The sequence below is a fragment of the Nocardia sp. NPDC004722 genome (assembly GCF_053601505.1).
Genome location: NZ_JBSGBY010000550.1, coordinates 1 through 5,798, shown reverse-complemented (window position 1 = coordinate 5,798; position 5,798 = coordinate 1). Strand labels below are relative to the sequence as shown.

Here is a 5,798-nt window from a genome sequence, read left to right as displayed (position 1 = left end):
GAACCGATGTTGCCCATGCATCTGTTCCGCAGCAATGTGTTCACGGTGTGCTCGATCCTGAGCTTCATCGTGGGCTTCGCGCTGCTGGGCGCGATTGACGGCGATCGCCTGGAGGCGGTCTGCCTGACGCTCAGCGACAGCATCGAATCCTTCCTCTACGACGAGGGCCTGCCCGACGAGGTGCGTGAGCAGCGCACCGCCGCGCACGCCCGTGCGGTGGACGGCTTTCGGGCCGAATTCGGCCTGCCCCGTTACGGGGTGCTGGGCCAGGTGCACGGACCGGCCTGGCCGGACGCGCGGCTCACCCTGGGGGTGGTCACCGACGCGGACACGGTGGAACTGCATCTGGTGCCCGCGACCGATCGCGACCGCCGCCTCATCATCGAGCAGCAGCGGGCCGCGCATCGCGCCCGCGAACGCGAATGGGCGCAGTTCTTCGACGAATTGGCCGCGCTCATCACCGATCTGGACGAGGCCGGGCAGCTCACCGTGGACGCCGGGGAACCGCATCGCGCCCGCATCGACCGTCACGGCGAGCTGCTGCGCCTGGAACTGGCCAGCGCCACCGCCCGCGCCCTCTCGCCGCGGGTGCTGAAGTTCATGCTCCGCGACGGCTGGCAGCATCCCGATCACCAGTATCCGTTGTGGCGCATCGAGATTCGTCTGCCCGCCCTGCCGCGTGAGCTACGCAGGCTGGCGCGGCTGGCGGTGCTGCCGCTGCGTACGCTGCTGCCGCCGCAGGGTCCGCTGCGGGTACTGCTGGACGGTTTGGATCAGCCGGTGCGGTCGCCGTCCACGGGGTCGATCGGGGGCGTCTCCGCGCCTAAGGTCGAGGGGTGATCGAGACAGCAGATATGGGTGTCACTCGGGCCGCCTACGACGAAGTGGCCGAGCAGTACGCCGATTTCATCCACCGGCAACTGCTCGACAACCCCTTCGACCGGGGCATGATCGACGCCTTCGCGCAGCTGGTCGCCGAGAGCGATCCGGGACCGGTCGCCGACATCGGTTGCGGGCCCGGCCGAGTGACCGCCCACCTGGCCGCGGCCGGATTCGAGGTCTCCGGAATCGACTTGTCGCCGGAGATGATTCGCCTGGCGCGGGCGGAGTTCCCCGAGCTCTCCTTCGAGGTCGGCCCCATGGAACGACTGCCGTTCCCCGATGGCGCGCTGGCCGGGCTGGTGGCCTGGTACTCCATCATTCACATTCCGCCGCAGCGCATTCCGGAGGTTCTCACCGAACTGGCGCGGGTGCTGCGGCCCGGCGGGCATGCTCTGTTCGGCTTCCAGGCCACCGACGAGCCCACCGGTATCACCGAATACGACCACAAGGTGGCGCCCGCCTACCGCTGGGCGCCCGCCACCTTCGCGGAGACGCTGGCCGCCAACGGTTTCCGCGCCGTCGCCACGCTCACCCGGGAGGCCCGCGCCAACGAGCGCACCCCGCACGGCAACGTGCTGGCCGTCAAGCTCTGACCGGCTCCGGCTCCCGGGCCGCTCGCTCGTCGAATTCGGCTCGGGAGACGGCGATCTCGTCCGCGTGCCGCAGCGCCCACTGCCCCATGGCGTGGGTGATGTGGCCGAGGTCCGCCCCGAGGTCGGTGAGCGTGTATTCCACCCGGGGCGGCACCGTGGGATACACCGTGCGCCGCACCAGCCCGTCGCGTTCCAGATCGCGCAGCGTGCGGGTCAGCACCTTCTGGGTGATGCCGTCGAGGCGGCGGCGCAATTCGTTGAAGCGGATCGGGCCGCCCTCCTTGCGCAGCGTGCCCAGCACCAGCAGCACCCACTTGTCCGCGAGTACCGCGAGCACGTCGCGGGCCGGACAGCGCCGCAGATAGCTGTCGACCAGATTTCCGGATGGCTCCCAGTCGGAGACGGTATCCATGAGGTACCTCGGGATCGAAATAGTGCCTTCTTCCCGAAAGATACTATCGGCCGCAGGATCGTGAGCATGAAAGCGATCACGCAACGCACCCTCGGCGGGCCGGACGTTCTCGAGACGGTGGAGGTCGAGACACCGCGGCCGGGCACCGGCGAGGTCCTGGTCCGGGTGGCGGCCACCTCGATCAACGCCGCGGACTGGAAGCTGCGTTCGGGCGCGGTCACCAAGTTGGGCCCGCCACCGTTCACGCTGGGCTTCGACGTTTCGGGCGTGGTGACCGAGGTCGGCACCGAGGTCACCGAATTCCGGCCCGGCGACGAGGTTTTCGGCAATGTGCTGAGCCGTGCCGGGGCGTACGCCGAATATGTCGTCACACCGAAGGAGTTCCTCGCGCCCAAACCTCCGGCGCTCGATCACGTTCAGGCCGCCGCCTTGCCGACGGCGGTGCTCACCGCCTGGCAGGCCCTGCGCGAAGTGCGTTCCGGGCAGCGGGTTCTGGTGCACGCGGCGGCCGGTGGCGTGGGCCATCTGGCGGTGCAGATCGCCAAGGCGCGCGGCGCGTACGTGATCGGCACCGCCCGCGCCGTCAATCACGAATTCCTGCGCGGTCTCGGCGCGGACGAGCTGATCGATTACACGGCAACCGATTTCACGACCGCGGTCGGCGATGTCGATATCGTCCTCGACCTGGTCGGCGGCGATTACACCGAACGGTCCCTGCGCGTGCTCACCCCGCAGGGCGTCGTGATCGACGCCCAGGGCGAGGAGCCGCTCGCCGATCCCCGCTATCACCGCCTCTGGTTCACCCCCTCCGGCGCGGATCTGCGCGAGGTCTCGGCACTGATCGAGGCGGGGCGGCTGCGGGGCGAAATCGATCGCGTGCTGTCGCTGGCCGAGGCCGCAGCAGCCCACGAACTCGGTGAATCCGGCCGGGTGCGCGGCAAGATCGTGCTCACCGCCTGGCAGGACTGAACCGATCCGGCCATCGGGACAGGTGATGCGGCGTACCGTCACCTGCGCATACCGTCGCGGAGAGACCACTTTGCGCAGGGAGTAACGGTGACGGACTGGAACGAAGAAGTCGATGTCCTGGTGGCCGGATCGGGCGGCGGCCTGGCCGGGGCGTACACGGCGGCCCGTGAGGGGCTGACGGTGGCGGTGGTCGAGGCCACCGACAAATTCGGCGGGACCACCTCGTATTCGGGCGGCGGCGGGGTGTGGTTCCCGTGCAATCCGGTGCTGCGCCGGGCGGGCGTGGACGACACCGTCGAGGACGCGCTCACCTACTTCCGGGCCGTGGTCGGTGACCGCACCCCGGCCGAGTTGCAGGAGACCTACGTCCGCCGCGGCTCCGACGTCATCGAATACCTGGAGCAGGACGAGGCTTTCGCGTTCCAGATGTTCCCGTGGCCGGACTATTTCGGCAAGGCCCCCAAGGCCCGCACCGACGGCAAGCGGCACATCATCCCGGCCCCGCTGAAGGCCGCCAAGCTCGGTGAGCTGAGCGCTTCGGTGCGCGGACCGCTGGGCACCGACCGGCACGGCGATCCGCAGCCGGATTACCTGATCGGCGGGCGCGCCCTGATCGGCCGGTTCCTGCTGGCGCTGGCCAAGTTCCCGAATGTGGCCCTGCACCTGAACACTCCGCTGGTGGAGCTGGTCACCGAGGACGGCGCGGTCACGGGCGCGATCGTCGAACGCGACGGGCAGCGGGTGGCGATCCGCGCGCGCCGCGGCGTGCTGCTGGCGGCGGGCGGTTTCGAGGGCAACGACGTGCTGAGGCAGCGCTACGGAGTGCCCGGTGTCGCCCGGGACACCATGGGGCCGTACGGAAATCAGGGTTTGGCGCACGAGGCGGGCATCGCCGTGGGCGCGGACACCGACCTGATGGATCAGGCGTGGTGGTCGCCGGGCCTGATCCATCCGGATGGGCGGGCCGCGTTCGCGCTGTGGTTCACCGGCGGCCTGTTCGTGAACCAGTCCGGTACCCGCTTCGTCAACGAGTCCGCGCCCTACGACCGCCTCGGCCGCGACATCATCGCGCAGCTGAACGACGGGTCGGTGACGCTGCCGTTCTGGATGATCTACGACGACACCGAGGGCGTCGTGCCGCCCATCAAGGCCAGCAATGTGCCGATGGTCGAGGCGGAACGCTATGTCGAGGCGGGCCTGTGGAAGACCGCCGACACACTCGAGGAGCTGGCCGCGCAGATCGGTGTCCCCGCCGACGCGCTGGCCGCCACCGTGGCCCGCTTCAACGGCTTCGCCGCCGAGGGCGTCGACCCGGACTTCGGTCGCGGCGACGAAGCCTACGATCGCGCCTTCTCCAATGGCGAACCCCCGCTCACCCCGATCGTGAAGGGCCCCTTCCACGCCGCCGCCTTCGGCATCTCGGATCTGGGCACCAAGGGCGGCCTGCGCACCGACACCGCCGCCCGCGTCCTCGACACGGCGGGCGATCCGATCCCGGGTCTGTATGCGGCGGGCAACACCATGGCCGCGGTGAGCGGCACCGTCTACCCCGGTGGCGGCAACCCGATCGGCGCGTCGGTGCTGTTCAGCCATCTCGCCGCCCTCGACATGAGCGCCCGCTAGCGGCCTCCGACCCCTGCCGTGTGATGCGATAGCGGCATGACAGCGGGTGCGCCCGGGCGGACCGGGTATGACGTGATCGTGGTGGGCGGCGGGCACAACGGGTTGGTGGCCGCCGCCTATCTGGCTCGGGCCGGGCGGTCGGTGCTGGTGCTGGAGCGCGCGGAGCGCACCGGCGGCGCGGCCGTGTCGGAGCGGCCGTTCGCCGGGTTCGACGCGCGGCTGTCGCGGTATTCGTATCTGGTCAGCCTGCTGCCGGAACGCATTGTGCGGGACCTGGATCTGAGTTTCGAGACCCGCAAGCGCCGCATCTCCTCCTACACGCCGGTGGGGGATACCGGGCTGCTGGTGGACAACGGCTCCGAGTCGGCCACCCGCGAGAGTTTCACGCAGGTGACCGGTTCGGAGCGGGATTACGCGGCCTGGCAGGACTTCTACGGCATGACCGGGCGGCTGGCCCGGCGGGTCTTCCCGACCATGACGCAGCCGTTGCCGACCCGCGCCGAATTACAGCGCACGGTCGACGATTCCGCGGCGTGGGAAGCGATTTTCGAACGCCCCCTGGGGGAATCGGTGGAATCGCGTTTCGCCGACGACCTGGTGCGCGGCGTGGTGCTCACCGACGCGCTGATCGGCACCTTCACCCACGCCCACGATCCGACGCTGCTGCAGAACCGCTGCTTCCTCTATCACGTCATCGGCGGCGGCACGGGCGACTGGAACGTGCCGGTCGGCGGCATGGGCGCGCTGACCGACGCTCTGGCCACCGCGGCGCGGTCGGCCGGAGCCGAGATCCGCACCGGCAGCCTGGTCACCGGGATCGAAACCGACGGCCGCAGCGCGGAAGTCCGGTTCTCGGGCCGCCATGGTGAAAGCACGGCGACGGCTCGCCACGTACTGGTGAACGCCGCGCCGTACGTGCTCGCCGGACTGCTGGGCGAGCGGGCCGACAAGCCCGAAGGGGCGCAGCTGAAGATCAATATGCTGCTGCGGCGGCTGCCGAAACTGCGTGACGCGCATATGGATCCGCGCGCGGCGTTCGCCGGGACCTTCCATATCTCCGAATCGGCGCGGCAGCTCGAACAGGCCTATCGGGAGGCCGCGGCGGGCGCGCTGCCCTCGGCCCCGCCCTCGGAGATCTACTGCCACACCCTGACCGACCCGACGATTCTCGCGCCGGAACTGCTCGAGCGCGGCTTCCAGACCCTCACCTTGTTCGGGATACACACCCCCGCACCTGCGGCACAACCCGTACGACAGCTATCGGATCCTGCGCGCCGCCGGGCCTTTCGTGCCCGGCCCCCACGACACCCAGCTGGTCA

General features: G+C 69.8%; 6 protein-coding genes. 5 read left to right on the top strand and 1 reads right to left on the bottom strand.

Annotated features, from left to right (window positions below):
* Both ACWELQ_RS36140 and ACWELQ_RS36135 read left to right on the top strand, forming a co-directional pair.
* Window positions 1–840: TY-Chap domain-containing protein (locus ACWELQ_RS36140; protein ID WP_452401510.1), on the top strand; the 840-nt coding region annotated here is incomplete at its 5' end.
* Window positions 837–1,475: a class I SAM-dependent methyltransferase gene (locus ACWELQ_RS36135; RefSeq protein ID WP_452401509.1), complete on the top strand. Its 639-nt coding sequence runs from the start codon at window positions 837–839 to the stop codon at window positions 1,473–1,475. The genes ACWELQ_RS36140 and ACWELQ_RS36135, both read left to right, overlap by 4 nt.
* Here ACWELQ_RS36135 and ACWELQ_RS36130 read toward each other — a convergent pair.
* Window positions 1,465–1,887 (bottom strand): winged helix-turn-helix transcriptional regulator, encoded by a 423-nt coding sequence (locus tag ACWELQ_RS36130; protein ID WP_452401508.1) that lies wholly within the window; start codon window positions 1,885–1,887, stop codon window positions 1,465–1,467. The genes ACWELQ_RS36135 and ACWELQ_RS36130 overlap by 11 nt on opposite strands.
* 66 nt (window positions 1,888–1,953) lie before the next feature.
* Between ACWELQ_RS36130 and ACWELQ_RS36125 the strand changes: the two genes are divergently transcribed.
* From ACWELQ_RS36125 to ACWELQ_RS36115, 3 genes are all read left to right on the top strand, one after another.
* Window positions 1,954–2,856: an NADP-dependent oxidoreductase gene (locus ACWELQ_RS36125; protein WP_452401507.1), complete on the top strand. Its 903-nt coding sequence runs from the start codon at window positions 1,954–1,956 to the stop codon at window positions 2,854–2,856.
* Between the two features lie 87 nt (window positions 2,857–2,943).
* Complete coding sequence (locus tag ACWELQ_RS36120; RefSeq protein WP_452401506.1) at window positions 2,944–4,479, top strand: FAD-binding protein; 1,536 nt, start codon at window positions 2,944–2,946, stop codon at window positions 4,477–4,479.
* A 36-nt stretch (window positions 4,480–4,515) separates the two neighbouring features.
* Window positions 4,516–5,798 (top strand): phytoene desaturase family protein (locus ACWELQ_RS36115; protein WP_452401505.1); only part of this gene is annotated, 1,283 nt, incomplete at its 3' end.